Source organism: Tenacibaculum pelagium (assembly GCF_014062345.1).
Lineage (GTDB): Bacteria > Bacteroidota > Bacteroidia > Flavobacteriales > Flavobacteriaceae > Polaribacter > Polaribacter pelagius.
Map to the genome: position 1 here is coordinate 268,472 of NZ_JACGLS010000004.1, position 22,431 is coordinate 290,902.

General features: G+C 30.6%; 24 protein-coding genes. 13 read left to right on the forward strand and 11 right to left on the reverse strand.

Annotated features, from left to right (window positions below):
* Positions 1-16: 16 nt before the first annotated feature.
* The 5 genes from gcvH to H3Z83_RS10225 all read left to right on the forward strand — a co-directional run bounded on the left by gcvH (position 17) and on the right by H3Z83_RS10225 (position 3,017).
* Positions 17-397: a glycine cleavage system protein GcvH gene (gene gcvH, locus H3Z83_RS10205; RefSeq protein WP_182125386.1), complete on the forward strand. Its 381-nt coding sequence runs from the start codon at positions 17-19 to the stop codon at positions 395-397.
* A 52-nt stretch (positions 398-449) separates the two neighbouring features.
* The gene (locus tag H3Z83_RS10210; protein WP_220455464.1) at positions 450-740 is read left to right on the forward strand and encodes a VanZ family protein; all 291 of its coding nucleotides are present in this window, start codon (positions 450-452) and stop codon (positions 738-740) included.
* 64 nt (positions 741-804) lie between these two features.
* Positions 805-1,527, forward strand: coding sequence for an energy transducer TonB (locus H3Z83_RS10215; RefSeq protein WP_182125388.1), 723 nt, complete (start codon positions 805-807; stop codon positions 1,525-1,527).
* 108 nt (positions 1,528-1,635) lie between these two features.
* On the forward strand, positions 1,636-2,385 hold the full coding sequence (locus tag H3Z83_RS10220) for an energy transducer TonB (protein WP_182125389.1): 750 nt from the start codon (positions 1,636-1,638) through the stop codon (positions 2,383-2,385).
* 47 nt (positions 2,386-2,432) lie between these two features.
* On the forward strand, positions 2,433-3,017 hold the full coding sequence (locus H3Z83_RS10225; RefSeq protein WP_182125390.1) for an acyltransferase: 585 nt from the start codon (positions 2,433-2,435) through the stop codon (positions 3,015-3,017).
* A 114-nt stretch (positions 3,018-3,131) separates the two neighbouring features.
* Here H3Z83_RS10225 and H3Z83_RS10230 read toward each other — a convergent pair whose 3' ends face one another.
* From H3Z83_RS10230 to H3Z83_RS10255, 6 genes are read right to left on the reverse strand one after another with little or no spacing between them, the layout of a single operon-like run.
* Positions 3,132-4,502, reverse strand: coding sequence for a mannosyltransferase (locus H3Z83_RS10230; RefSeq protein ID WP_182125391.1), 1,371 nt, complete (start codon positions 4,500-4,502; stop codon positions 3,132-3,134).
* Positions 4,502-5,992: a cellulose synthase family protein gene (locus H3Z83_RS10235; protein ID WP_182125392.1), complete on the reverse strand. Its 1,491-nt coding sequence runs from the start codon at positions 5,990-5,992 to the stop codon at positions 4,502-4,504. Before H3Z83_RS10235 ends, H3Z83_RS10230 begins: the two co-directional genes overlap by 1 nt.
* The gene (locus H3Z83_RS10240; protein ID WP_182125393.1) at positions 5,992-6,684 is read right to left on the reverse strand and encodes a glycosyltransferase family 2 protein; all 693 of its coding nucleotides are present in this window, start codon (positions 6,682-6,684) and stop codon (positions 5,992-5,994) included. Before H3Z83_RS10240 ends, H3Z83_RS10235 begins: the two co-directional genes overlap by 1 nt.
* 3 nt (positions 6,685-6,687) lie before the next feature.
* Positions 6,688-7,164 (reverse strand): toxin-antitoxin system YwqK family antitoxin, encoded by a 477-nt coding sequence (locus H3Z83_RS10245; protein ID WP_182125394.1) that lies wholly within the window; start codon positions 7,162-7,164, stop codon positions 6,688-6,690.
* Positions 7,154-8,773: a 4Fe-4S binding protein gene (locus H3Z83_RS10250; RefSeq protein WP_182125395.1), complete on the reverse strand. Its 1,620-nt coding sequence runs from the start codon at positions 8,771-8,773 to the stop codon at positions 7,154-7,156. The genes H3Z83_RS10245 and H3Z83_RS10250 overlap by 11 nt, the downstream gene beginning before the upstream one ends.
* Before the next feature lie 5 nt (positions 8,774-8,778).
* Positions 8,779-10,119, reverse strand: coding sequence for an NAD(P)/FAD-dependent oxidoreductase (locus H3Z83_RS10255; RefSeq protein WP_182125396.1), 1,341 nt, complete (start codon positions 10,117-10,119; stop codon positions 8,779-8,781).
* 140 nt (positions 10,120-10,259) lie between these two features.
* On the opposite strand from H3Z83_RS10255, the gene H3Z83_RS10260 reads away from it, so the two are divergent.
* From H3Z83_RS10260 to H3Z83_RS10280, 5 genes are read left to right on the forward strand one after another with little or no spacing between them, the layout of a single operon-like run.
* Entirely contained in the window at positions 10,260-11,129 is an 870-nt protein-coding gene (locus H3Z83_RS10260) for a transporter (RefSeq protein ID WP_182125397.1), read from the forward strand.
* 20 nt (positions 11,130-11,149) lie between these two features.
* Positions 11,150-12,145, forward strand: a complete 996-nt coding sequence (locus tag H3Z83_RS10265) for a glycoside hydrolase family 113 (RefSeq protein WP_182125398.1) — start codon at positions 11,150-11,152, stop codon at positions 12,143-12,145.
* The gene (locus tag H3Z83_RS10270; RefSeq protein ID WP_182125399.1) at positions 12,135-12,440 is read left to right on the forward strand and encodes a hypothetical protein; all 306 of its coding nucleotides are present in this window, start codon (positions 12,135-12,137) and stop codon (positions 12,438-12,440) included. The genes H3Z83_RS10265 and H3Z83_RS10270 overlap by 11 nt, the downstream gene beginning before the upstream one ends.
* Complete coding sequence (locus H3Z83_RS10275; RefSeq protein ID WP_182125400.1) at positions 12,418-12,876, forward strand: hypothetical protein; 459 nt, start codon at positions 12,418-12,420, stop codon at positions 12,874-12,876. Before H3Z83_RS10270 ends, H3Z83_RS10275 begins: the two co-directional genes overlap by 23 nt.
* On the forward strand, positions 12,877-14,139 hold the full coding sequence (locus H3Z83_RS10280; RefSeq protein WP_182125401.1) for a BamA/TamA family outer membrane protein: 1,263 nt from the start codon (positions 12,877-12,879) through the stop codon (positions 14,137-14,139).
* A 37-nt stretch (positions 14,140-14,176) separates the two neighbouring features.
* Here the strand turns inward: H3Z83_RS10280 and H3Z83_RS10285 are convergent, their stop codons facing one another.
* The 4 genes from H3Z83_RS10285 to H3Z83_RS13025 form a co-directional block, all read right to left on the reverse strand.
* Positions 14,177-16,264 (reverse strand): S46 family peptidase, encoded by a 2,088-nt coding sequence (locus tag H3Z83_RS10285; RefSeq protein WP_182125402.1) that lies wholly within the window; start codon positions 16,262-16,264, stop codon positions 14,177-14,179.
* A 112-nt stretch (positions 16,265-16,376) separates the two neighbouring features.
* Positions 16,377-17,261 (reverse strand): sterol desaturase family protein, encoded by an 885-nt coding sequence (locus H3Z83_RS10290; RefSeq protein ID WP_182125403.1) that lies wholly within the window; start codon positions 17,259-17,261, stop codon positions 16,377-16,379.
* 124 nt (positions 17,262-17,385) lie between these two features.
* Positions 17,386-18,135 carry a uroporphyrinogen-III synthase gene (locus H3Z83_RS10295; protein ID WP_182125404.1) on the reverse strand — a complete coding sequence of 250 codons (750 nt, stop codon included), beginning with the start codon at positions 18,133-18,135 and terminating at the stop codon, positions 17,386-17,388.
* Positions 18,136-18,146: 11 nt separating this feature from the next.
* Entirely contained in the window at positions 18,147-18,788 is a 642-nt protein-coding gene (locus tag H3Z83_RS13025) for a DUF4271 domain-containing protein (protein ID WP_182125405.1), read from the reverse strand.
* 80 nt (positions 18,789-18,868) lie between these two features.
* On the opposite strand from H3Z83_RS13025, the gene H3Z83_RS10305 reads away from it, so the two are divergent.
* Genes H3Z83_RS10305 through H3Z83_RS10315 form a run of 3 tightly spaced genes read left to right on the forward strand, consistent with a single transcriptional unit; the run spans position 18,869 to position 21,369 of the window.
* Complete coding sequence (locus tag H3Z83_RS10305; protein WP_182125406.1) at positions 18,869-19,591, forward strand: polyprenol monophosphomannose synthase; 723 nt, start codon at positions 18,869-18,871, stop codon at positions 19,589-19,591.
* Between the two features lie 2 nt (positions 19,592-19,593).
* Positions 19,594-20,934: a dihydroorotase gene (locus H3Z83_RS10310; RefSeq protein WP_182125407.1), complete on the forward strand. Its 1,341-nt coding sequence runs from the start codon at positions 19,594-19,596 to the stop codon at positions 20,932-20,934.
* A complete protein-coding gene (locus H3Z83_RS10315) occupies positions 20,935-21,369 on the forward strand; it encodes a DUF4296 domain-containing protein (RefSeq protein ID WP_182125408.1) in 435 nt (144 codons plus the stop codon).
* A gap of 34 nt (positions 21,370-21,403) precedes the next feature.
* Here H3Z83_RS10315 and H3Z83_RS10320 read toward each other — a convergent pair whose 3' ends face one another.
* Positions 21,404-22,405: an SDR family oxidoreductase gene (locus tag H3Z83_RS10320; RefSeq protein ID WP_182125409.1), complete on the reverse strand. Its 1,002-nt coding sequence runs from the start codon at positions 22,403-22,405 to the stop codon at positions 21,404-21,406.
* Positions 22,406-22,431 lie beyond the last annotated feature (26 nt).

The window sequence follows — 22,431 nt, forward strand, 5'->3', positions numbered from 1 at the left end:
ATAAAACAACAATACAATGAACATTCCATCAGAATTAAAATACACTAAAGACCACGAATGGGTAAAAATTGAAGACGGTGTAGCAACAATTGGTATTACAGATTTTGCACAAGGAGAATTAGGTGATATCGTTTATGTTGATGTAGATACTTTAGATGAAAATTTAGCGATCGAAGATGTATTCGGTTCGGTAGAAGCTGTAAAAACAGTTTCAGACCTTTTTATGCCTTTATCAGGGGAAGTAATTGAATTCAATGAAGCTTTAGAAGATGAACCTGAATTAGTAAATTCTGATCCTTACGAAGCAGGATGGATGATTAAGGTTCAAATTTCAGACGATTCACAAATAGCAGATTTATTAAGTGCTGAAGCGTATCAAGAACTTATTAAAGGATAATTTAAACATAATAGCAATACTTCTAACAATAAGTATTGCTATTCTTAGTTTAATGAAGGTTGGAAAACAACCAATTCAAATAAATGGTTTAGATAAAATAGAGCACGCTATAGCTTATTTTGTTTTAACATTTGCTTGGTTATTAGCCTTAAGAAAGTCAAAGATTAATGCAAAACTCATAGTTTTATGTTGTTTTCTTTACGGCATAATTATTGAGGCTCTTCAAGTTACAACAACATCCTACCGATTAGGTGAAATTTTAGATGTTGTCGCAAATACGACGGGTATTTTAATAGCTTATATATGTTACCTTTCTTTTTTTAAGAAAAATGAAGCTATTTAAAGAATTAGCTTGTAAAAGTTGAAATAAATTAATTAAATTAGCGAACTATTAAAAAACATTTAGGATGGAAATTAAGAAAAATCCAAAATCAAACTTAGAGAATTATAGTAAACTGTTTATGCAGTTAGGTTTGGTTTTAGCTTTATTTATAACATATGTTGCAATTGAAAATAAAACATATGATAAAGAGTATGGTGAATTAGGAACTGCTAATATGGCTTCTGATATTGATGAGGAGACTATAGAGCTTCAAATAGAGCCACCAAAACCAAAACCAAATACACCACCACCACCAGCTCCAGAAAAAATTGAAGTTGTAGAAGATGAAAAAGAAGTAGAAGAGACTATTATTGAGTCTACAGAAACTGATGAATCTGAAGCGGTAGAAGTTGAAGAGATCGTTGAGGTTGAAGAAGAGGAAGAAGTAGTAGAAGATGTACCTTTTGCTATTATTGAGGAAGTTCCTGTTTTTCCAGGATGTACTGGAACAAAAGCTCAGAAAAAAGAGTGTTTAAATAAAAAATTAACCAAACACGTTCAACGTTATTTCGATTCAGAATTAGCTAATGAGTTAGGTTTAGCACCTGGTAAAAAAAGAATCTATGTTCAGTTTAAAATTGATAAAGATGGTTCAATTACAAGTATAAACGCTAGAGCACCACACCCAAGGTTAAAAAAGGAGGCTATTAGAGTAGCAAGAAAAATTCCTAAAATGAAACCAGGTAGACAAAGAGGTAGAGCAGTAAGAGTAGGATATACATTACCTATTACTTTTAATGTAGAGTAGTTTATATCTTTAGTTATAAAAATAAAAAAAGCAATCCAAAATGGATTGCTTTTTTTATTGGCATGTTTCTTGTTTTTAAAAATAGTATTAACTTAAAAATTAATTACTATGAAAGCACAAAAAAAGAACCCAAGAAAACAGCTAGAAAAATTTTCATCAATTTTCACACAATTAGGTTTAGTACTTACCCTATTCATCGTTTTTATTTCTTTAGAGCATGCAACAGAAAAAGATTTAGCGACCATAGATGTTCCGTACAATGATGATATGACTGAATGTGTTTTTACTTTTACAAAACCAATCGTTGTTAAAAGAGTTGAAAAGCCAGTAAAGAAAGTTGAACAACCTAAGAAAAGAGTAATTGCATCATCAATTATTAAACCTAAAATTGTGAATGATGATAATGTTACAGAAACAATTATTAAAACTCCTATTGATGATAAACCAATAATTGATAAGCCAATAAAAAAGGAGGAGCCAGTAATTGTTGAAAATAACACTACAATATCAATTAATAATGTACAGAACACACCTGTTTTTAAAGGTTGTGAAGGATTATCTGAAGAGGAAAATAGAATTTGTTTTGAGGAGAAAATTCAAAAGCATGTACAGCGTTATTTCGATTCAGAATTAGCGCAAGATGTCGGGTTAAATTCTGGTAAATACAGAATCTTAACTCAGTTTATAATCGATAAGAATGGAAATGTAACTGATATAAAAATTAGAGCCCCACATAAAAGATTAGAAAAAGAAACAAATAAGGTTGTAAATAAAATACCAAAGTTTACTCCTGGTAAACAAAATAATAAAGCAGTAAAGGTTAAATATACTTTACCTATTACTTTTAAAGTAGAATAATTTTAAAAACTCAACCATTTAGGTTGAGTTTTTTATTTTTGTTTACTATGAATAAAACAATAAAAGAGTTTTTTGCACATGCAACAGCAGTAATAGATGAAAATTGTATTATTGGTAAGGGAACCAAAATTTGGCATTTTAGCCATATAATGCCAAACAGTGTTATTGGTGAAGAATGTAATATTGGTCAAAATGTAGTTATATCTCCTAAGGTAGAATTAGGTAAGAATGTAAAGGTTCAAAATAATGTTTCTATTTATACAGGTGTAATTTGTGAAGATGATGTTTTTTTAGGGCCTTCAATGGTTTTTACGAATGTGATTAATCCCAGAAGTGCAATAAAAAGACAAGATCAATATTTAAAAACTATCGTTAAAAGAGGAGCAAGTATTGGTGCAAATGCAACTATAGTATGTGGTAACAATATTGGTGAATATGCCTTTGTTGGTGCAGGAGCTGTAGTAACCAAAGAAATTCTGCCTTATGCCTTGGTTGTCGGTAATCCATCAAAACAAATAGGATGGGTTAGTGAGTATGGTCATCGTTTAAATTTTGATGAGGACGGAGAAGCAACTTGTGCTGAAAGCAATCAAAAATATTTATTAAAAGATAATAAAGTAGTTAGGTGTTAACTAATCGTTTCTAATAGGTTAAAAAATATTTAATCTTTTTTTAAAGATTATTTGCAGATAACAAAATGTTATTTATATTTGAGAAGTGGTTTTTCAACCACTTCTTTTTCTTTTTCATAGCAATTTTTCCCACTCAGATTTTTGAGTGGGTTTTTTTATGAATAATTCCCAGATTAAAAATCCGTAAACAAAAACATATTCTATTCCTACAAACCATAAATTTTCTTTCCATGGAGTATTTGCATAAGCTTGATAGCTTAGAATAATAACAATACTCCAAACTAAAGGGAATCTGTATTTAGTAAAAACAGATAAAATTAATATAGTAGCTATGTACCATGGATGCATTGTAGTAGTGGTAAAGTAATAAAAAGATAACCCAAATAGCATAGCTGTGATGAGTTCTTTAATAGACTTATTTTTTCTAAAAAATGTAATTCCTGCTAAATAAAAGATGGTTAAGACTGGTGTTATTTTACCAATAATAGCAATCTCGTTATAACCTCTAAACAGGTATCCTATTTCTCTAGCGATATAATAAAAGCTAGCATTAAATTCGAAATTACGAAACCACAATCCGACCGAATTAGTATAATTAGCAATCAATTCAGACGAGTAAAAAGGAAGAAATAACAAAAGTATTGTTGAGAAAACAATTACGTAAAAACTGATTAGTTTTTTTAACCCTTTAAAAAAAGATGGTTCACTTTTAATAAACAGTTGATAAAACAGTGGTAAGAACAATAAAGGAATCAATTTTACAGATACTGAGCAAGCTAATAATATTGCTGCCCAAATCCATTTTTCTTGATGAAGTTTATATAAGCTCCATAATAAGAAGAAAAGCATTACAGATTCAAAGTGTAGATTACCTGTCATTTCAATTATTATAAACGGGTTTAAAGCGTATAAAAAGATGTTATGAACCGATAGGTTTAAGTTTTCTAAAAGTTTTTTTCCGAAATATATAATTCCAATATCAGCGAGGAGGATAATAATTCGCATTACTATTACAGAACCTAAAATACTGTTGTTTGAAAATAATGCAGCAATAAAAAAACAGAATTGATTTATAGGAGGATAATTAGTATAATGACTACCGTTCATTTTACCCATACCATTATATAAATCTACCGATTGATTTACGGGGTTTTTAAGTTGTTCAATAAAAGATTCTGGTAAAGATAAATAAGGATTAAATCCTTCAAATAACATTCTTCCATCCCAAATAAATCGATAAAAATCTTGTGATAAATTAGGGGTTGCAAACAGGAAAACTAATCGAAATAAAATTGCAGCTCCAACTAATAACTTAAAATTGTCAGTATTTTTTTTCCATAAAAAGTAAGCTAAAACAAAGAGAGAAAACCATAAGAAAAGTAGTTTTGAAAACTCGGTCCGTTCTAGAAAATAAGCAAAATAAAAATATAGTAATAAGCTAAAGAATACGATTAACGGATTGCTATATTTTCTAATGAAACTCATTAAGCTTTTGAAAATATCGATTTAAAAAACACATAACCAAAGCCTACAAATAGCATTAAATGAAAAGGGAATAAACCAAAGTCACCTCCTTGATTCCCAACGATAAAAGCACTATACATACCAAAAGCAAAATAGATAGCTAACAAGCCTTCAATAATAACGTTTGCAGAAATGTTATTGTTTATATATTTGTTGTTTTTCCAGCCGTCTTTTAATGATTTTATATTGAATTTAGGGGTTCTTACAAATTCACTTTTTTTACCAAAATGACCTTCTAAAACAGCAATTGTATTGTGTAAAGAAAATCCCATTGCTATTGAGAAAAAAGAGAGAAAAGCACCTATGTATTTAATAAAATTAACAAAACCACCACCATAGGTACGTTTGTACATAAACCAATAACAGATAAAGAATATTAATGTACTAATGATGAAAAAGCTCATCACTAAAAAGTACATTTTTAAATGAGCATACTCATTTTTTATATACAACATTGGAATGCTTAATATTGCTACCAAAAAGATACAAGTAAACATAGAGCTGTTTAGTAAATGTAAAACTCCATGAATCTTGGTTTTAAAAGAGATGTTATTGCTAGTAACAATACGACTAAGCATTTTCTGAAAATTTTCAGCTCCACCTTTATTCCAACGAAATTGCTGAGATCTTGCAGCACTAATTACTACAGGTAATTCAGCAGGAGTTTCAACATTTTCTAAATATTTAAATTTCCAATTTTTTAATTGTGCTCTATAGCTTAAATCTAAGTCTTCAGTTAAAGTATCACCTTCCCAATTTCCAGCATCATAAACACATTCTTTACGCCATACACCAGCAGTTCCATTAAAATTGATAAAATGTCCTTGGCTGTTACGACCAACTTGCTCTAAAGTAAAATGAGCATCTAAAGCAAATGCTTGAATTTTAGTTAGTGTAGAATAATTTCTATTGATGTGCCCCCAGCGAGTTTGTACGACTCCAATTTCATCATCTTTGAAATATGGTATTGTTTGTAACAACCAATCTGTTTGAGGTAAAAAATCAGCATCAAAAATGGCAATAAACTCACCTTTGGCTATTTTTAAACCTTCTTTTAATGCACCAGCTTTAAAACCTTGACGATTCTCTCTTCGAATATGTTGAATATCTAATCCAGTTTTTTGAAGTTCTTCGATTTGTTTACGAGTAGAAACTACAGATTCATCAGTAGAATCATCTAAAACTTGTATTTCTAATTTTTCTCTGGGGTATTCAATTTTTGAAATATTATCCAGCAAACGCTCCATTACATATAACTCATTATACACAGGTAATTGTATGGTTACGTATGGAATTTCTTGTGGATTTAATAAATCGAACTTAGGTGAGTTGTCTTCTTTTTTTTGCGCCTTTAAGTAATTAAACAATAGGTTTAATTGCGCTAATGCATATAGTAAAATAAGTACTAATGATATTGTGTATACTGCAATTATAATATATTCTACCACCATTATTTAAAACTGTATTTAAAGATCCAACCTAAAATTTTTACGCCGGCTAAGATACTACCTTTTACGGTTCCAGAAACCTTTGAAACACCTATTCGATTTCTGTATTTCATAGAGATTTCTGTATACGATAGTTTTTGTTTTAAAGCTTTTAATTGCATTTCAACTGTCCATCCGTAGGTTTTGTCTTCCATGTTTAAAGCTAGTAATTTATCATACTTTATAGCTCTAAAAGGACCTAAATCTGTAAACTTAGCTCCAAAAAATAACTTCATTAAAAAGGTAGCTAACCAATTACCAAAAATTTGTTGTGGAGTCATTGAACCTTGCTCACGTAGTCGTTTTACACGAGCACCTATTACAAAATCGATATCATCATTTATAATTGGTTCTACTAATTCGGTAAGTTGTTCAGGGTAATCAGAGTAATCGCCATCTAAAAAAACAATAATATTTGGTTTATTTTCTTGCTTAGAAATATATTCCATTCCTTTTAAACAAGCATATCCGTAACCTTTTCTGTTTTCTTGTAAGACAGTAGCTCCAGCATCCTTAGCATTAACCTCTGTGTTGTCTGTTGAATTATTACTTATAACAATTACTTCATCTACAATAGAGGGGATGTCATTAATTACGTTAGCAATTGAATCTTGCTCATTGTAAGCAGGAATAATAACTTTAATAGTTTGGCTCATTGGTTATTTTAAATCCTTAAGACTGTTCTCTTCTTTAAAAGAGGAAAAACTCGACCATTCGTTAATTTTTTTCCCGTCTTTAAATCGAACAGCTTTTATTAGTTTTTGTTTTTTATACAATAAACAATATCCGTTTTTTTTGTTGTTTTTTAGTTGACATTTATGATTAACGTTTCCTTTTTTATCATAAAACAGCCACCACTTGTTTTGTTTACCGTTAACAAAATGTCCTTCTTTTTCTTTAGAAGCATCTTTGCGATAAAAATACCAATATTTATTGGGAAGATTCTTTTTAAAACGACCTTCTTTTTTTAGTTGACCGTTTTTATAATAAAACTTCCAGTAACCATTTTTTTGATTGTTGGTTTTCCATCCTTCTTCTTTTAAATTTCCATTTTCAAAAAATACTTTATGATATTCTTTTTGTGAAAACAAAGAAGTTGAAATAATAAAAATGACTATAAATAACCTATTTTTCATTGACTAATTTCATCAAATCTACATCATTTCCTAATAAAATATCTGTAGGGTTGATACGCCCTTTTTCAGGACCATTTTCTAGTTTTAATACTCCACGAGGACAAACAGCAGAACAAATTCCACAACCAACACAACTAGAGCGAACAATGTTTTCTCCTTTTTGAGCATAAGCACGTACGTCTATTCCTTGCTCACAGTAAGTAGAGCAGTTTCCGCAAGAAATACATTGACCTCCGTTAGTTGTAATTCTAAAGCGAGATTTAAAACGTTGTACTAATCCTAAATATGCTGCCAGTGGGCAACCAAAACGACACCAAACTCTATTTCCAAAAATTGGATAAAATCCAGTTCCGATAACTCCAGCAAACCACGCTCCGATTAAGAAACTGTATGTGTCTTTTATCCATTGAGATTTAATGCCAATAAACGATTCTGCTCCTGTAAAATAACAATACAAAGTAACCAAAGTCATTACTAAAGAGAATACTAGAACAGAGTGGATTAACCATCTTTCTAATTTCCATGCATTTAAACTTTTATCTGAATGTTGACGATATGGATCACCTAAAGTTTCGGCTAATCCACCACAACCACAAACCCAAGAACAGTACCATCTTTTTCCAAAGAAATATACCATTACCGGAACTATAATTAAGGTAAGTACAATTCCCCATACTAAAATAAATAAACCAATTCCTCCACTATTTCGTAAGCTGTCTAAATTCCATTCAAAAAAGAAATCGTAATCTAAAGGGAAAGCATTTTTAAAATCATACCCAGGCATGTTTAAACTGGTCATGATTTCCGGGATTAAAAATGCAAATACAATTTGGAAGAATAAAACCGATGTAGTTCTTATAATTTGATACTTATTGTGCCTGTATTTGATATACATTCTAACTCCCATAACAAGCATGATAACACAATACAAGAATCCGTATACAAACCATTGCGATGCTTCTCCTCCGTTTAACGCTTTACTAATTGGATCTAAAATATAAGTCCAGTTTACAATGTAATCTGGCATAAAATATAATACCAAATAAAAAGAAACTAAAAAGATTAAAACTAACCAAGCAATCAAACCTTTATTGGTAGGAGATTCTAAATAAATTCCGTTATTTTTTATACCTGGTTGTCCTAATAAAATAAGATTTGGAATTATAAATAATAAAGCACCTATGATTCCTAGTCCGAAGGTTAAAAACCACATCAATCCTGCATTTTCTTTGATAAAGCCACTACCTGCTTTTTTAGCTAAATTGTAGCTTAATGTATGTGGCTTCCCGTAGATTTTATATTGGTATTGCTGACCTTTAGCATCCCAGTTTTTTTCTGCATCGTATTTAGCAATTAAATCATCATAATGTTTGTTTGATGTATCAAAAGCATTTCTAACGTTAGAAGAAAACTCAAAAATGTTTAATTCTTTCCCTACAACAGCTTTAGAAAGTTCTGTTTTAATAATTTCACTTTTATAGCCCTTTTCAGCTATGAAATTATCAACTTCGGTTTGAGTTAAACTGAAATTACCTGTAAAAATAGATGCTGTAAATATTAATAACCCAATCAAAAAGATTACTAAACCGGTGTGTTTTATTGCTTTCATATATTTTACGCGCTAAAAATTCGTTTCCAGCTTTTCTTTTTAAGTTGAATATTAGTGTTATTTTCTTTGTTGAATTTCGCTACGATTTCTGGTTCGTGAAGTTTGTAAAATTCAGGATCGAAGTTTGCATCTGCTAAATGTTCTAAAACATATTCTACCGACCTTTTTTCTGTGAGTATTTTATCAAAAAACTCGTGACGCATTCTAATTCCGAAATTATTTATTCCAATAAATTCGTGCGTCTTTTTATCGTAGTTGATATGAATGCATTTTTTACCACTTTCGTGTTCCCAATAAAAACGAGCTTCATTTTCTTTAGGTTGTGCCCAAACCCAACCGTACGTTTGATATTCGATATCAATAAATTTAGCTGAATTAAACCAATGTCCAGGTTTGTATTCAATTTTATTACCACAAATTGTTTGTGCCACAGTTTCTCCCATCATTCTTCCTGTGTACCAAACCGCTTCTATTGGTCGACGCTGACCAATAGCTTCATGTTGTTCGGCACAATCACCAATAGCATATACGTCTTTAATATTTGTTTCTAAATAGCGATTTACTTTTACACCACGTCCAGTTTCAATATCAGCATCTTTTATAAAATCGATGTTAGGTGAAACGCCAGTAGTTAAACCAACTACATTACATTCTATTTCTTCACCAGTTTCTGCAATTACAACTGATTTTACTTGTCCGTTATTATCAGATTTAATCTCTTTTAAGTTTACACCTAAACGTAAATCGATATGATTTTCTATAATCTCACGATTAATCATTGCTGATTCTTGGGCGGGTAAAACACCATTCCAAAAACTACTTTCACGAACTAAAAAAGTAACAGGGATATTTCTACTATGAAGCATTTCGGCTAATTCAATACCAATTAATCCACCACCCACAATTACAGCTCTTTTACATGTTGTATTATCTGGAGCATATTTTTCAAGATTTTCTAAATCCTGTTTATGATACATACCCATAACGCCGTCTAAATCTTGTCCTGGCCAACCAAATTTATTAGGTTTTGAACCCGTAGCTATGATTAGTTTATCGTAAGAAAGTGTGTCTCCTTCAGCAAAAAACAACTCCTTTTTATCTGTGTTGATTTCAGAAACGTATCCCTTTTTTAAATTAATATTGTTTTTCTTCCAAAACCAAGGCTCGTATGGTTGTGTGTGTTCAAATTTCATATGCCCCATGTAAACATACATTAAAGCAGTTCTTGAAAAGAAAAAATCGGTTTCGGCCGATACGATAGTGATTTTTTTATCTGATAATTTTCTGATATGCCTTGCAGCTGTAACACCAGAAATTCCATTACCAATAATAACAACGTGTTCCATAAAAGTTGATTTGCGAGTTATGTCGTTGTTAAAGTTAAGAACTTAAGAGGTGTTATGAATTTAGAATCATTTTAAATAAAAAAGAAAAGTAAGTCTCTCTGCTTTTTATCGACGTAAGTTTTAATCGAAAATTAATCATTATGAAAAATAATTTTAAAGGCCTTTTTTTTATAGCCTTATTTATTGGTTTAAATTCTTCTGCTCAAGAAGAAAAAACAGAAGAAAAATCAAATATTCAAACTTATACACCTTCTAAGCTTTTAAACAAAGACCAATGGGATATAAAATTCTTTAACAATTTATATACAGAAACAAAATTTGCTGATAGTAATGGAGATTCTCAAGATAAAGCTAGAGAAAACTTTTTCACTTCTACTATTGAAGCTTTTACAGGAGTTTCTGATAATAACAGAATAAATGTTGGAGCCATTATTGAGTTTCGTTCTAATACAATTGGAGGTAGACAAGCATTATCGGTTTTTAGTTTAGAAGATACAAATACTGATAGAAAAGGAATTACCTCTATTGCTCCGGCAATTAAATTCCAGCCTTTAAAGGATGTAGCAAATTTTTCTATTCAATCTGCAGTTCATATTCCTTTAGTAGAAAATGAATCAGAGAATGGCGTGTTTTTAGACCAATCTTCTTGGATCTTTCAAAATAGATTTTTCTACGATTATACTTTTGATAGTGGTGATTGGCAATTATTTACAGAATTAAATACTGAATATAGCTTTGGTGAAGAAACAAGTTTTGCAAACAATACATTTTTATTAGCACCTGGATTGTTTTTAAGTTATTTTCCATCTGATAAATCTACGGTCTTAGGTTTTGTACAGCATTCTCAACGTTTCGGAGAATTCACACAAGATTATACAGCTTTAGGGTTAGGAGGGAAGTATCAACTGTCAAAAGTATTAAACTTAGAAGTGTTATATAGTAAATTTGTAAGAGGAACAGATAATGGTTTAGGACAAAGCTTTAATTTAGGTTTAAGAGCATTATTTTAAAAAGATGTAAATTAGGAGTTATGAAATTAATTAAACTCCTTAGTGTTTTCTTATTGTGTTTTTCTTGTACAAGTCAAACAAAAAAAATTAACGGTGTTAGTTTTGTTGCTGCTGGAAAGGCAATAAACGAAAAACATATTAATCCTGTAAAAAAGGTATCAGCGAACTATGTTGCGTTGATGCCTTTTGGTTTTATAAAAAGCATATCATCACCAGAAGTAAGGTTTAATGCGAAGGGACAGTGGTTTGGGGAAACCAATGAAGGGTTACAGCAATATGCTAGTGAGTTTGAAAAAGGAGGAATCAAAGTAATGGTGAAGCCTCAAATTTGGGTTTGGAATGGTGAATATACGGGAACAATCGAAATGACTTCTGAAGAGAATTGGAAGATACTAGAAGATACTTATGAAGAATTTATTTTAAATTTTTCTAAAACAGCAGAAACTATAGAAGCACCGATTTTATGTATCGGTACAGAGTTGGAAAAATTTATTGAAAACCGCCCTGAATATTGGAAAAGTTTAATTGAAAAAATAAGAAAAATATATTCAGGAAAATTAACCTATGCTGCTAACTGGGATGAATTCAAACGCGTGCCTTTTTGGAACCAATTAGATTATATTGGTATTGATGCATATTTTCCTTTGAGTGATAAAAAATCACCAACTAAAGAAGAATTTGAAATAGGTTGGCAAAAGCACAAGCAAGAGATTATTAAAATTAAAAACGAGGTAAATAAACCTATTTTATTTACAGAATACGGTTATAGAAGTGTTCATTATACAGGAAAGCAACCTTGGGATTCTAACAGAGTAGAAGGAAATGTGAATTTAGAAAATCAAAAGAATGCAACTCAAGCATTATACAACCAGTTTTGGAATGAAGATTGGTTTGCTGGTGGTTTTATTTGGAAATGGTTTGTAGATCATGAAAAAGTTGGAGGAAACAATAATAATCGATTTACTCCTCAGAATAAACCAACTGAAGAATTAATACGAATGTTGTATGGTCAATAGGATAATACTTTTTGCCGTGGTATGTATTTGCTTTTTAGCTTGTGCAACTGATAAACAGGAACAGCAATTAGAAACGTTACAAGATTATATAAAGGTTAATTCAAATTTAAATTTGGATGAAGTGATTGCTTGTGCTGCAAGTAAGAAAGGAGATGTAAATACATCTTTTGTATATTATTACCCAATGCCTAATGCAACTGATATAAGATATTTTGAAACTTCAAGCATTGATATTGATAAGGATGATTATTCTTTTTATAAAGAAAAGAACCTTGAAAAAGAAGATGTTTTTTAATGGCTATTTAGGAAGATTTGTGAGGAATAGTACAGAGGATGTGTGGTGTATTGTTACTTACAAATCATCAGGAAAGTTTCATAAATCGAATCCCATTCGATTAAAAAGTCAATCGAAACCAACGGAGTGGACGGATAAAGTTACTATAGATGAATCAGAAAGTCTAACCCCAAAGTTTTTATGGGATGATGGAATTGTCAAAGAAAATAGAATTTATTTTCAAGTAATCACTGATGCTGATAATAATTTACTTTCAGGAACTTATACTTATGATAAATGGTTTCAATATTATAAATTATCGAACGTTGTTTTAAATATAACGAGAGAAACACCACCAAATTTAATAAAAGAAAATAATTACGATTTTACAATGATGGGAGTTAGTGAAGATAATTGGGTAAATTTGGTGATACAAAAAACATTAACGATAAAATAGATGAAAAAGATACTATTACTTATCTTATTAACTAGTTATAGTATTTTTTCTTTTTCACAAGAAAATATTGTTGTTGCTATAAAAATTAGAGGTGTAAAAAAAACAAAGACTTCTGAAATAAAGAAAATAATAGAAACCAAAGAAAATGTCGTTTTAGATTCTTTAGTTTTAAAAAATGATATTATACGGTTAAAACGTTTACCGGCCATATCTCATGCCTATTTTCAATTTTTTCGTTCTTATGAAAACAAATACAATGTATTTATTAATGTAGAAGAGAACTTTACAATTATACCAGAAGTAAATTTTTGGACAACAACCAATAGGAAGTTTGCTTACAAAATAGGTTTAAATGATTATAATTTTTTAGGAAGAAATATTGCTTTTGGAGGATTTTATCAAAATAATGGATTTGATTCTTATGGAATCAATTTTAGAGCTCCAACACTATTTTCAAGAAAATGGGGAATTGCATTACATCATCAAAATTGGGTGAGCGAAGAACCTTTGTATTTTGATAATCAAACAGCAAATTATAAGTACCAGAACATTTCATACGAGGCTCTAGCTTTATATCAAATAAATTTTAAGCACCAATTACAATTCGGAATTAATTTTTTTAAAGAAAAATACGATTATTTAAGTGGAGCGACTTCACCTACTATTCCACAGAAGCTAAATGTAAATAAGCGCTTATTAAAATTGGTTTATACGTACGATAAATTAGATTATTACTATCAATATATAAACGGGTTTAAAAGTCAGTTTTATGGGCAGTATGTAACTTCTGAAAATGAATATCAAGATGATTTTTTAATCTTTTGGAACGATTTTTTTTATTATAAACGAATAGGTGAAAAGGGAAATTGGGCGAATCGTTTACGAATAGGTTTGGCTTCTAATGATAATACGCCATTTGCACCATTTGCATTAGATAATAATGTAAATTTAAGAGGAGTAGGAATATTAGTTGACAGAGGAACAGGAAGTGTTGTTTGGAATACCGAATACCGACATACTTTGTATGAAAAAAACTGGTTAGTTATTCAAGGAAATGCTTTTGTTGATGCTGGAACTTGGAGAAACCCAGGAGGAAGTTTTAGCGATTTCATAGACGGTAAAAACGCAAGAGTATATTCTGGGGTTGGCTTGCGATTTATTAGCAAAAAAATATTCAATGCTGTTTTTAGAATCGATTATGGTTATGGTTTAACCAAAAATGCTTCTAGAGGTTTCGTATTTGGAATAGGGCAATACTTCTAGTAAAAAAGGCGAGGAATTTTCCTCGCCTTTTTTATTATTATTTCTTTGGATGTACCAATTTCATTTCATCAATTAAATGCTTTGCTCCAGCATATTTATCTACAATAAATAAAACATAACGAAGGTCTACCATAATATTTCTACAAATTTCTGGATCGTAGTTAATATCACTCATTGTTCCTTCCCAAACACGATCGAAGTTTAATCCAACTAAATTTCCTTCTGCATCAATTGCAGGACTTCCAGAATTTCCACCAGTTGTATGGTTCGTTCCTAAGAAACATACAGGGACTTTTCCGTTTTTATCGGCATATTGTCCGTAATCTTTTGCGTCATATAAGTCACGTAGTTTTTTAGGTACGTCGAATTCATAGTCACCAGGCACGTATTTTTCAATAACTCCGTCTAAATAACTTACAGGGTTGTAGTACACTGCATCTCTTGGAGAATAGCCTTGTACTTTTCCGTAAGTAACACGTAAGGTACTATTAGCATCTGGGAAATAACGTGCGTTAGGTAAAGCTTCCATTAAAGCTTTCATATATTTCTTTTGTAAAGCTATTATTGGCTGGTTTTTTTGTTGGAATTCAGGGTTTATTTTTGTGTAAAATTCCTCGACCATTGGTTTAGCATATTGGTAAGCGGCATCTTTATTTAAGTTTTCAACTACTTGTTTTGCATCACCATGTACTAATTTTAAGGCTTTGTCTAAATCAGTAAAGCTAGTTTTATCATAAATAGTAGCATCTACTTTATTGGTATATAAAGGCATCACATTTTTAAAAACACCTTTATCTACAGCAGCATCGTAGTTTTTATGTATTCTTTTCAAACGAGCGATGTATGAGGTTTTAGCTTTTTCAAAATTTTCTGGTTTGTTTAAAGCTACTTGCTCTAATTGATATGCTCTAAAAGCCATTTGCATTAACTCATTGGTAACTAAGAAAGCTTCGATAAAGTTTCTTCTTTTAATATTAATGGCAGCAAAGTCTTTATACAGCTTTTCAAATTCAGGTAAGATATTACCGTACTTGTCTTCTAATCCTTTTTCTTTTAGAGCCTTCTTAAAAGTCTTTTCAAAAGCTTTACGTTGAGCAATAGCATTACTTTTTTTAATTCCTAAGTTTTCACCAATCCATTTTTTCCATGCATTCGCAATACGTGCTTGTTTAGAAGCATATTTAATTCTAATCGCATCACTAGATTTCATTTGTGCGTCTATTTCCTTTAAAGCAGCTTCTCTAATGGCGATATTACTTGGATTAAACTCTTGAGTAATATGTTGTATAGCGGCTGCAGGTAAATATTCGTTTGTACGACCAGGGAAACCAAAAACCATTGTAAAATCTCCTTCTTCTACACCGTCTAAAGAAACAGGTAAGAAATGCTTTGGTTTGTAAGGTACGTTGTCTTTACTGTACTTAGCTGGACGATTGTTTTTATCAGCATAAATTCTGAATAAAGAAAAATCCCCTGTATGACGTGGAAATACCCAGTTATCGGTATCACTACCAAATTTACCAATACTACTTGGAGGAGCTCCAACTAAACGTACATCTTCGAATTTTTCAGTAACAAATAAGAAATATTGATTTCCTTTATAAAACGGACGTACTTTTACATCTTGCCAATCTTCTTTTTTTACAGTCTTTTTTAAGGCGTTGATGTTTTTGTCAATCGAAGATTGTTTTTCACGTTCTGTCATTGCCTCAGTAACTCCTGTTAACGCATGTTTGGTAACATCGTCAATACGAACAATAAATTCTACATATAATCCTTCGTTTGGTAATTCTTCATTTTGATTCATCGCCCAGAAACCATCTTTTAAATAATCGTTTTCTAAAGAAGAATGTGATTGAATTTGTCCAAAACCACAGTGGTGGTTGGTTAAGATTAGTCCTTTAGGAGAGATTACTTCACTGGTACATCCACCATTAAAATGCCCGATAGCATCTTTTAAGCTTGAATTATTTACATCGTAAATATCCTTAGCAGTTAGTTTACTTCCTAAAGATTTCATTTCTTGTTCGTTCATTCCTTCTAAAAGAGAAGGAATCCACATTCCGCCTTGCTGTGCTGAAACTTGGACAACAATAAAAAGGAATAGAATTTTTATATACTTCATCTGATTTTGTTATTTATCGGATAAAGATACAAATAGGAAAGTTAAAACTATTTTAAAATTTATCGTCCCTATCTTTATAGGAATGATATTCTACGTGAGTGCTTTTCTAAAGCTATTTTTTGTTAAGCGGATACATTTCTTGACCAATAAAACCTTTTGGGAAATGTTCGTCTCCTTCAAAACCAATTTCAATATCGCGCCCGTTATGAGGTATGTAAATGGTTTTAAATATGTAGTCCCAAATACTTAAGGTAATTCCAAAGTTTACACCATGCTGCCTTTCTTTTGGAAGTTCTTTTGCATGATGCCAAATATGCATTCTCGGATTGTTTAAAATATACTTTAACCAGCCATAGTCCCAATTAATATTTGCGTGGTTTAAGTGACCAATGGTAATATTGAAAAAATGAACAATAGCCACATCTTGTGCTGTAAATCCGCCCATAATAGCTAACGGAATATATTTCATAGAATTATACACCACAGGTTCCATCCAATGATAACGTAGATGTGCAGCAAACCCCATTTGCTTTACGGAATGATGCACTTTGTGAAAGTTCCACAAGAATTCATATTTATGCAATAAGGTATGCGTAAACCATTGTACAAAATCAATAATGATAAAAAAGACAAGTAGTCTAGCCCAATAGGGAAAAGTATTGATGTCGAATACTTTAAAGTTGGTAATTGACAAACCGACTATTCCTAGAATATCGTTAAAGACTTCTGCAGCTGTATTGGAAAGTGCGATTAAAACGATGAGGTTTAAAAGGAAAAAATTGAAGAACATATAAAAAGTGTCCAACCAAAAATCTTTCCTAAAAATAGATTGATTTTTACGCCAAGGAAAAATTATTTCTAATACCCAAACAATCAGAGAAATAATAATTAAGCCATAAAAATAATTCTCCCAATTTAACTCCATTAAAACAGATTGTTTAATGTAGTTCCAATAATTGGAATAAGAGCTTTTTATAATGTCTAAATATTTATTCATTTTGTAAGCGTTAATCTTTTACGTAAAAATAATTAAATAATGTATTGTGAAATGTTACTTGAGTAACATTATAAAATAAAAAAACCGCTAATTTAATTAGCGGTTTTAATTTATAAAAAAGTAATTATTTTTTATTACTTACATCTTTAATATATTTTTCTAAAGCCATTGTCATTGATGGTGTTTCTGGTGTTGGTGCAGCAATATCTACACGCAAACCTCTATCTTCAACAGCTTTTATGGTTGAGTTTCCGAAAACAGCTAAACGAGTATCATTTTGTTTAAAGTTCGGGAAATTTTTAAATAAACTATCAATTCCTGAAGGACTAAAGAATACTAATACATCGTAGAAAACATTTTCTAAATCAGATAAATCACTTACAACTGTTCTGTATAAATCAGCTCTTTTCCAATCTACTCCTAACTTGTCTAATTCATTAGGAATTAAAGGTTTTAATTTATCAGAAGATGGTAATAAGAACTTCTCGTCTTTATGCTTCTTAATTAACTTTGTTAACTCAGGAAACGTTCTGTTGCCAACATAAATTTTACGTTTTCTATACACTACATATTTTTGTAAGTAAAATGCAACAGCTTCAGATTGACAGAAATACTTCATGTCATCAGGAACCGTAAAACGCATTTCTTCAGCGATTCTAAAGAAATGGTCTACAGCATTTCTACTTGTTAAAATAATTGCTGTGTAATTGTTTAAATCTATTTTTTGAGTCCTTACTTCTTTTACAGGAATCCCTTCAACATGAATAAAAGAACGAAAATCAATTTTTACTTTTTGTTTTTCGGCTAAATCAAAATAAGGTGATGTCTCTGTTTTAGGAGCGGGTTGAGATACTAAAATAGTTTTCACTTTCATAAACTTTCTCTTTATTGCGTAGTTGTTGTTTTGTAAAGAATTAATAGCGGTGCTATTTCAAGGGTGCAAAAATACAAAATAAAATAAAATAACTTCCTTAATACTAGTTTTTTGTTATTATACAGAATTAAAAAGGCTCTGAAAACAAATAAGATAGCAAAAACACTAATTAGAAAAGAGGTGTTATTAATTGCGTATTGGTATAAAATAATGAAAGGAAATAATAGTAAACTCAACGAACTAAGGTAACCAGACTTTGATATAACAAAGTAGTTTGTGATAATTGATAGTCCTAATATGTTAGAAAAAGTACGATCTAATACTTGTCTTCCAAACAAATAAATTATAATTGAAGAGAGTATAACGATGTAATTAAAAAAACTCTTTTCGTAGTATTTAGGTAAGAAGGTTAGAAAGAAAAATAATGAAATGGTAATAGAAGTGAATAAAAACAATGTCAGATTAAAAGGACTATAAAAAGAAACATTATCGTCTGCTTTTTTTTGAAAATAACCCGGAGTAAAAAAAGCTAAAGTATGTCCAAGTAATTTGTTGGGCTTTATAAGCTTCATTATAGCTAGTAAAATAACAGAAAATAGAACTACAAGTGTAATCCAATTATCATAATTTATTATACGCTCAACTGCTTGCAATTCTAATTTGTTTATGCTTTAATTAACACAAAATTAGTGATAATTTAGTGTATCTTTGCTTTGTTTTATATGAAAATTAAATGAAATCAGACGCTTTAGTTATAATTCCTACTTATAACGAAAAAGAAAACATCGAAGCGATTATCCGAGCAACTTTTAATCAAGATAAAGAATTTGATGTTTTAGTTGTAGATGATAATTCTCCTGATGGTACTGCTACGATTGTAGAAAAATTGCAAAACGAATTTCCAGATCAACTTTTTATTGAGAAGAGAGTTGGGAAAAATGGTTTAGGTACAGCTTATATTCACGGGTTTAAATGGGCAATTGACAAAAAGTACGATTATATCATAGAAATGGATGCTGATTTTTCTCACAACCCAAACGACTTAATTAAGTTATACACTTCTTGTGATAAAGAAGGAGCAGATGTAGCTATAGGTTCTCGATATTCTGTGGGAGTTAATGTAGTAAATTGGCCAATGAGTAGAGTGTTGTTGTCGTATTTTGCATCGAAATATGTTCGATTCATCACTAGAATGCCAATTCACGATACCACAGCTGGTTTTGTTTGCTATAAGAGAAAAGTTCTAGAAACAATTCAATTAGATAAAGTAAAATTTGTGGGATATGCATTTCAGATTGAAATGAAATATAAAGCATGGAAACACAAATTTAATGTAAAAGAAGTTTCAGTTATTTTTACTGATAGAGTTCTTGGAGAGTCTAAATTAAGTTCAGGAATCATAAAAGAGGCTATATTTGGAGTAATTAAAATGCGATTAAACGGTTTACCAAAATAACAATGAACAACAACACACTAATAAAAGGAGCTACAATTGTTAACGAAAACAACGTTTTTAAAGGCGATGTTTTAATTGAAGGAAAGTATATTAAACAGATTTCTGAAGAGATTACAGTAACTGATAATGTTGAGGTGATTAACGCTGAAGGAAAATACTTAATTCCTGGGATGATTGATGATCAAGTGCATTTCCGTGAACCAGGCTTAACTCATAAAGCCAATATTGCCACAGAAAGTAAAGCTGCTATAGCAGGTGGAATAACTTCTTTTATCGAAATGCCTAATACTGTTCCGCAAGCAACTACTCAAGAATTATTAGAAGATAAATTTGAGGTTGCTAGTAAGACTTCTTATGCAAATTATTCATTTATGTTTGGAGGAACAAACGACAACTTAGAAGAGTTGTTGAAAACGAATCCAAAAAACGTAGCAGGAATAAAATTGTTTTTAGGTTCATCAACAGGAAATATGTTGGTTGATAATGAGGAGACTTTAGAAAAAATATTTTCATCAACAGATATGCTGATTTCAGTGCATTGCGAAGATGAAGCAACCATTAGAAAGAATACTGAAGAATATAAAGCTAAATTCGGAGATGATATTCCAGTAAAATATCATCCAATCATTAGGAGTGAAGAAGCTTGTTATTTATCATCATCAAAAGCCATAGAGTTAGCTAAGAAAACTGGAGCTAGATTACATGTTTTTCATTTATCAACAGAAAAAGAGACGCATTTGTTTAGAAATGATATTCCGTTAGAAGAAAAGAAAATAACAGCTGAAGTTTGTGTACATCATTTGTGGTTTACTGATGCAGATTATGATAAAAAAGGAACTCATATTAAATGGAATCCAGCAGTGAAATCACAAAAAGATAAAGATGGTTTATGGAAAGCTTTATTAGATGATCGAATTGACGTAATTGCTACCGACCATGCACCTCATACTTTAGAAGAAAAATCAAATGTTTATACGAAAGCGCCAAGTGGAGGCCCTTTAGTACAACATGCAGTTATTGCTGTTTTAGAGAAGGTAAAAGGTGGAGTTTTACCGATTGAGAAAGCAGTAGAGAAAATGTGTCATAACCCTGCAAAGTTATTTAGAGTAGAAAAACGTGGGTTTATAAAAGAAGGTTATTTTGCAGATTTAGTTTTGGTAGATCCAAATGATTCTTGGGAGGTAAATAAAGGAAATGTGTTATACAAATGCGGATGGTCTCCGTTTGAAGGAGTTGAATTTTCTAATAAAATTACGCATACTTTTGTTAATGGTAACTTGATGTATAATAAAGGAAAATTTAATGAGAGCGTTAAAGGAGAAAGACTACTTTTTAATAGTTAAATGAGAAAACACATATACATAATAGCAGTATTAATTTTTTTAGTTTCTTGTACAAGTAATACTATGTACAAAAAGCCTGAAAACTTAATTCCGAAAGACACAATGGTTTCTTTTTTAACAGAAATGTATATTGCATCTTCTGCTAAAAACATTAAGAATAAGTTTCTAAGAAAAGAGAAAAATTATGTAATGTATGTGTATAAAAAGTATAAAATTGATAGCGCACGATTTGATGTGAGTAACGCATACTACACCTCAAAAATAGAAGATTATACTGAGGTGCTTAATAAAGTTAAATCTAATATTGATTCTATTCAAGAGATATATGAAGAAAGAAAAGAGGTAAAAGATTCAATTAACTCAAAGAAAAAGCTATTATTAGATGATGAAATTATTATAGAAAAATTAGAAAGGAAAAACACAAAATTACAGTAGAAGAAAAAAATTGAGTTAAAAGAACGAAAGTAAATTAGCTTTTATATTCTCTAGATATTTGTTCAATACTGTCGTTTATTGACGTAAAATTAAAGTTTAATTCTTGAGTGATTTTTTCAGAAGAATAATACGATTTATTATGTGAGGACCTTGCAGAATTCTTAGTTAATAGTGGCTCTTTTCTAGTAGTTTTTGTTAAAAACCAATCGATCCTCCAAACAATAGAAGTTAGTAGTTTCCCTGTTTTTATAGAAGGTCTCTTTTTACCTAATCTATCAGCAATAGCAAATAAAATTTCTTTGAATGATTTGTTTTCAGAAACTAAAATGAATCGTTCGTTTTTAATGTCAGACTTCATTAACAGCATCATCGGCTTTACAACATCTTGTACACTTACAAAGCCAGTAACCCCTTCAGTATAAAACTTAAATCCATTATTAATTTGAGTAAAAAGTTTACCAGATCCTTCCTGCCAAAACCCACTTCCAAGAATTACTCCGGGATTTACAATTACGACATCTAATCCTTCTTGACTTCCTCTCCAAACCTCCATTTCAGCACCATATTTGGTAATCGCATATCCATGATTTTCATCATTATCATTCCATTCATTTTCTTCAGTAATTACTTTCCCGTTAATAGAGTCACCAACAGCAGCTATAGAACTTACAAAACAGAGTTTCTTAACTTTAGCTTCAATAGAAAAATTCACAATATTTGCAGTGCCATCAATATTCACTTGTCGCATTTTTCGATAATCTTTAGGATTGAAAGAAACTAATGCGGCACAATGATAGACTTCTGAAATAGCATCAAAAACAGGTTCTAAAGAAGGGGTATCAGTAATATCGGCTTGTATCCATTCAATTTTTGAGAAGTAATGGAGAACATCATCGGTGTAATAAGAGAATATTTTTTTTACGTGCTCACGTTTTTGTTCAGTTCTATAAATTGCTCGAATTTTATCATTTTTTAAAGTTAAATGATATAATAAATGAGAGCCTACTAAACCTGTTCCACCGGTAACTAAAATCATAAAGCGAATTTAGTTTTTTTTCATTG

What these genes read in the sequence shown, in the direction of transcription:
- H3Z83_RS10215 (WP_182125388.1), top strand. Translation starts at nt 805, where the DNA reads ATGGAAATTAAGAAAAATCCAAAATCAAACTTAGAGAATTATAGTAAA.
- H3Z83_RS10260 (WP_182125397.1), top strand. Translation starts at nt 10,260, where the DNA reads ATGAAAAATAATTTTAAAGGCCTTTTTTTTATAGCCTTATTTATTGGT.
- H3Z83_RS10280 (WP_182125401.1), top strand. Translation starts at nt 12,877, where the DNA reads ATGAAAAAGATACTATTACTTATCTTATTAACTAGTTATAGTATTTTT.
- gcvH (WP_182125386.1), top strand. Translation starts at nt 17, where the DNA reads ATGAACATTCCATCAGAATTAAAATACACTAAAGACCACGAATGGGTA.
- H3Z83_RS10255 (WP_182125396.1), bottom strand. Translation starts at nt 10,119, where the DNA reads ATGGAACACGTTGTTATTATTGGTAATGGAATTTCTGGTGTTACAGCT.
- H3Z83_RS10315 (WP_182125408.1), top strand. Translation starts at nt 20,935, where the DNA reads ATGAGAAAACACATATACATAATAGCAGTATTAATTTTTTTAGTTTCT.
- H3Z83_RS10220 (WP_182125389.1), top strand. Translation starts at nt 1,636, where the DNA reads ATGAAAGCACAAAAAAAGAACCCAAGAAAACAGCTAGAAAAATTTTCA.
- H3Z83_RS10320 (WP_182125409.1), bottom strand. Translation starts at nt 22,405, where the DNA reads ATGATTTTAGTTACCGGTGGAACAGGTTTAGTAGGCTCTCATTTATTA.
- H3Z83_RS10270 (WP_182125399.1), top strand. Translation starts at nt 12,135, where the DNA reads ATGGTCAATAGGATAATACTTTTTGCCGTGGTATGTATTTGCTTTTTA.
- H3Z83_RS10265 (WP_182125398.1), top strand. Translation starts at nt 11,150, where the DNA reads ATGAAATTAATTAAACTCCTTAGTGTTTTCTTATTGTGTTTTTCTTGT.
- H3Z83_RS10245 (WP_182125394.1), bottom strand. Translation starts at nt 7,164, where the DNA reads ATGAAAAATAGGTTATTTATAGTCATTTTTATTATTTCAACTTCTTTG.
- H3Z83_RS10310 (WP_182125407.1), top strand. Translation starts at nt 19,594, where the DNA reads ATGAACAACAACACACTAATAAAAGGAGCTACAATTGTTAACGAAAAC.
- H3Z83_RS10305 (WP_182125406.1), top strand. Translation starts at nt 18,869, where the DNA reads ATGAAATCAGACGCTTTAGTTATAATTCCTACTTATAACGAAAAAGAA.
- H3Z83_RS10250 (WP_182125395.1), bottom strand. Translation starts at nt 8,773, where the DNA reads ATGAAAGCAATAAAACACACCGGTTTAGTAATCTTTTTGATTGGGTTA.
- H3Z83_RS10240 (WP_182125393.1), bottom strand. Translation starts at nt 6,684, where the DNA reads ATGAGCCAAACTATTAAAGTTATTATTCCTGCTTACAATGAGCAAGAT.
- H3Z83_RS10225 (WP_182125390.1), top strand. Translation starts at nt 2,433, where the DNA reads ATGAATAAAACAATAAAAGAGTTTTTTGCACATGCAACAGCAGTAATA.
- H3Z83_RS10235 (WP_182125392.1), bottom strand. Translation starts at nt 5,992, where the DNA reads ATGGTGGTAGAATATATTATAATTGCAGTATACACAATATCATTAGTA.
- H3Z83_RS10210 (WP_220455464.1), top strand. Translation starts at nt 450, where the DNA reads ATGAAGGTTGGAAAACAACCAATTCAAATAAATGGTTTAGATAAAATA.
- H3Z83_RS10295 (WP_182125404.1), bottom strand. Translation starts at nt 18,135, where the DNA reads ATGAAAGTGAAAACTATTTTAGTATCTCAACCCGCTCCTAAAACAGAG.
- H3Z83_RS10290 (WP_182125403.1), bottom strand. Translation starts at nt 17,261, where the DNA reads ATGAATAAATATTTAGACATTATAAAAAGCTCTTATTCCAATTATTGG.
- H3Z83_RS10285 (WP_182125402.1), bottom strand. Translation starts at nt 16,264, where the DNA reads ATGAAGTATATAAAAATTCTATTCCTTTTTATTGTTGTCCAAGTTTCA.
- H3Z83_RS10230 (WP_182125391.1), bottom strand. Translation starts at nt 4,502, where the DNA reads ATGAGTTTCATTAGAAAATATAGCAATCCGTTAATCGTATTCTTTAGC.